This is a genomic window from bacterium (assembly GCA_040754625.1).
Lineage (GTDB): Bacteria > JACRDZ01 > JAQUKH01 > JAQUKH01 > JAQUKH01 > JAQUKH01.
On the sequence record JBFMCF010000004.1, the window covers coordinates 1 to 4,342 of the forward strand.

At 39.7% G+C, this 4,342-nt stretch carries 3 protein-coding genes; 1 reads left to right on the forward strand and 2 read right to left on the reverse strand.

Annotation, left to right across the window (positions count from 1 at the left end; translation table 11 throughout):
• The first annotated feature begins 198 nt into the window (after positions 1-198).
• Complete coding sequence (locus AB1498_00295) at positions 199-2,727, forward strand: proton-conducting transporter membrane subunit (GenBank protein MEW6086740.1); 2,529 nt, start codon at positions 199-201, stop codon at positions 2,725-2,727.
• Between the two features lie 17 nt (positions 2,728-2,744).
• Here the strand turns inward: AB1498_00295 and AB1498_00300 are convergent, their stop codons facing one another.
• The gene (locus AB1498_00300) at positions 2,745-3,122 is read right to left on the reverse strand and encodes a response regulator transcription factor (protein MEW6086741.1); all 378 of its coding nucleotides are present in this window, start codon (positions 3,120-3,122) and stop codon (positions 2,745-2,747) included.
• Positions 3,123-3,163: 41 nt separating this feature from the next.
• On the reverse strand, positions 3,164-4,342 hold a 1,179-nt coding region (locus AB1498_00305; protein MEW6086742.1), incomplete at its 5' end, for a hypothetical protein.

Consider the following 4,342-nt stretch of genomic DNA (forward strand, 5'->3'; position numbering starts at 1 on the left):
TAGCTCGCTTAATAAAACTCCGAATTCACGAAGTTTTATTGCTCGGTATAATTTACAATATTCATCGAGGCCTCCAACTCGGCCTCTTGATTTATTTCTATTTGAGGATTTCAACAGAACCATTCGTAAAGACTATTATCAGTATTCTGATGATATGTTACAGCATTCTGGGAATGAAAAAACATCACAATTAAGCCTATGAAAGAGTTTACTGTTTTAAAAGGGTTTATTACCCCTGGTATTTCCAAACTGGCTATACTGCCGGTTTTCTGTATTTTAGTCCCGTTTACCGGTGCAATATTAACATTAGTATTACGTAAAAAGGAACGGGTACACCACCTGGCAATGATAACAACAGTGGTATCGAACTTTATTCTATTGCTGATGATGCTGGATCCCGTGATAAAGGGGATAGAATCAGGCGGGGAATTATACAGGGGCTTACTATTTAAGATAGAATATTTTTACACATACAGTTTGAGTTTCAAGGTGGATCCGGTGAGTCTCTTGATAGCCATAGTGACAAATTTTTTATGGGTCATGTCTGCGATATACGCGCTGGGATACATGAGCCATGGACATGCAAGGACAAGGTATGATTTTTTTGTTCTTTTGAGTCTCATGATGAATTTGGGTGTGCTTCTGGCAGGAGATTTATTAACATTGTTTATTTTTTTTGAGGGATTATTATTAACGGCGTATCCCCTGGTTATACATGAAGAAAGCGAGAAATCAAAAGCTGCGGCAAAAGTATATTTATATATGGGCGTGGCAACAGGATTGAGTTTATTAATGGGTATATTTTTGTTTAACTATTTTACAGGGAGCCTGGATATCGGCTTTGCAGGAGAAAAACTTTCAAGATTGGGCATATGGAAATATATCATAGCAGGATTAATGATAATGGGATTTGGAGGCAAAGCAGGGTTATTTTTTGAACATGTCTGGCTGCCGCTGGCCCATCCGGTAGCACCAAGTCCTGCAAGCGCATTGTTATCCGGTGCGATTATAAAAACGGGAGCATATGGACTGATTCGTGTTGTAAATATGCTTTATTTACCAGCATTAAATAATGCAAACAGCTGGTTAACGATGAACAATATAGGGTATATCATGATATGGGTTGGAATATTGACAATGTTTTTAGGAGTTCTAAATGCGTTAATTTCATCCAATTCGAAAGAGATGCTTGCGTTTCACAGTATAAGCCAGATGGGATATATAGTGATGGGAATAGGATGTGCGGCATACCTGGGGAAGGACGGCGCGATGGGATTATCAGGAGCATTGTATCACATAATAAATCATGCGTTGTTCAAGGCAAGTTTATTCCTGTGCGCGGGCGCGTTGTATTTCAGGACAAACGAATTAGATATGTATAAATCGGGCGGGCTGTGGCGAAATATGCCTGTAACTTTCGTGTGTTTATTTATAGCGGTTTGCGGGATTTCAGGGATACCCGGGTTCAACGGGTTTGCAAGCAAGACAATACTGCATCATTCGATACTGGAGGCGTATGAACACTCTGTGCATTATCTTGGAAAACCTGACAAGATGTTAAAAGCTGCGGAGATAATATTCATGTTGACGGCGGGCGGAACAATTGCATCAAATTTCAAGCTGCTTATATTAACATTTTTAGGCAAGCGGAGAGAGGAACATGTTAATGTAAAAGAGGTCCCGCTTTCGATGAAAATAGGGTTAATAGGATTTTCAGGGGCGATAATTTTTATAGGGATTTTCCCAAACCTTATTCTGGAGCATATAATCGGCCCGGGATTAAGTTATTTTGGATACGATCCTGCGAGCCATCCGTATCATTCAATTTATAATGTGCATACAGAGGGCATACATTCAACAATACCGATATTGTATGAACCGCTGACCAGGGCGTTTTTTACAAGCAATGACGTCCTGCTCAACCTGGAAAGCTGCGGAGCGGCATTGCTTCTGGGCGGGACATATTTTGTATTAGGCCTGGAATTCGGCTGGTTTCATGTCCGTGTCCCGGAATATTTGACCGTTATTTATTATTATAAAAAGATTTTTTGGGGATTCATAAATATGTGCCTGGTTCCCGTTTCAATATTCGGGAGATGGGTAGCCAGTATAATACGTTATATATTTTTGGATTTTTGGCAGCCTTTTCCAGATACAGAGAAACCCCAGGACTGGCTGGCCGGTTTAGAAAAAACTTATGATATGGCTCTTGATGGATTCGTCCGGGATAAAACATCGTGGGTGTTTTTTGATAAGATAGACAAGGCTTTTGACAGTGAAATAAATAAACTCGGCAAGATTGGAAAAGGATGGTGGGTTTTTGATGAATTGGAAGGACGTTATTCAAAAAGATTGGATAAATTAATAGATATGAAAAAACACTGGGGATTGTTTAAAAAAGTGGATGGTTCCTATGAAGCTTCCCTTGACAAGGTCATTTATAATATCCTGGGGTTAGAGGAATTAAGATTATGCAGAATTGAACCTGAACAGGAAAAAATACCAGGAGAAAAAGCCGCCCCCTGGTTTATGAAATTAACCAGGGATTTAACGCTTGTTCACAGCGGTGATATAAGCACTTACATCACATGGATTATTTTTACGCTTACTTTAATAATTGCTTTTCTTATCGGTTTTGTCTTTATTGAATCTTTTCAGATGGCTCTATTCGTTTTTCTGCCGGTGTTTATCGCCATTATTATCGGGACCGCGTTCTTTATTAAATAGAAGCGGCTTCAACAAATTTATTGCTCTTTCTTTCTGCCTAAAACTTCCTTTACTTTTTCAATCACCTCTTTCGCCTGGAAAGGAAGATTAATATAATCATCGGCGCCGGTATCCTGCACGATTTTTATCAGGCGGTCTCTCCCGATAGCTGAAACAAAAATTACCGGGATTTTTTTAAAATCCTTGTCATTTTTTAACTTATTGTAAACCTCAGCACCATTAATATCGGGTAAATTATAATCCAATAAGATAAGCTGGTATTCGTTGGTTTTTGCCCTGTTAACACCATCCATTCCGGTCTCAGCGCAATCCACGGAATACCCGGCCTCACTGAGTCTTATTTCAAATACCATATTTAACGAAGGATTGTCCTCTATTACCAATATCTTATCCATATTAATTTTTCATACTCCAAAATTTAAGTTTCAAAATAAAGCTACTCCCCCCACCTGCTCCACCTCGCCTCATAAACCTTCAACAACTCATCAAGCTTAAGATGCACGGATGTGGTATTTGCGATTTGAATATCGGCCAGTTTGTCTATCGCCTTCAATGTCCCTTCAATGTTTTTCTCCAAATCTTTTCTTGTCTCAATTGCGCGCGTTCTTATTCTTTCGAGCTTTTGTATTATCTCATCCGCCTTTTCCCTGTCTTCAGGGCTTAAGTTCATACTGTTGAGTTCGTCTGTTATTTCCTGTATCAGTCCGGCCGTCGTCCGGGTATTGGATATTTCCAGCGGATAGTTGTTGTATAGTTTCCATGTGCTGTCGTAATCAAGGTAGTTTATTTCGGTCAATAAATTGTATTGCATCGTGTTGTCCGGCATAAGTCCATAGTATTTTAAGTCTTTTTCCGCGTTTTCCGCAAGGTTAAACTGCCAGGTAATTTCGTTATTATTTTTTATGCCTCCGTTGAATATATCGGTAATCGTTAAATCCAGAGGCACTATTTCACGGACATTCAGGTTTATTTCCTTGCCCCTGTTTTGGATGTCAATTTTTACAGGCAGTGTCGCCATCGGGTGTACCGGGTTTGTTTGTGGTGTCGTGTAGTCGATGCTATTTAAAATCAGTTCTTTTATTTTATTGAATGTCGTGTCGTTGTTTGATTCAACAAGGTCGAATGTAAAGGCGACTGTCTTCCCGTTCCCGTAGTTGTTCAGGATAATCGCGGGTTCCTGGATGCCCTCACAGCATATGCCCGTCCTGTCTAAAGCTGTAATTTTAAACGGACCGTGGGTATCTCCGGATAACGGCGCCACGCATTTGTCTACGTTGAATGAAACCGGGCCTAATGTTGTTTCAAAACCATCTTTGTTTATTAAAGCTTTTAGGGTATATTGTCCCGACAGGTATCCGTCTTGTGCTGTGTTTTTTATTATAAATTCTATCCGATCGTCTATGCCGTTTATTATTAAATTGGTGCTGTTATAGCCTGTATTAGCATCTACTGAACTTACAGGCAAATTGGTAAACTGGAGTGTCTCGTAGTCCAGTAATTGACCGGTTAGTGTTGTGTCTCCGGCATAAAGTTCGAGTGTTACGTTCCACGTGGTGTCTTCTTCAAATTCATACGCGGATTCTATTCTTATTGTTGTTATTTTGCCGTTATGTTC

Coding starts and splice junctions, on each gene's coding strand:
- AB1498_00300 (MEW6086741.1), bottom strand. CDS start 3,122: ATGGATAAGATATTGGTAATAGAGGACAATCCTTCGTTAAATATGGTA.
- AB1498_00295 (MEW6086740.1), top strand. CDS start 199: ATGAAAGAGTTTACTGTTTTAAAAGGGTTTATTACCCCTGGTATTTCC.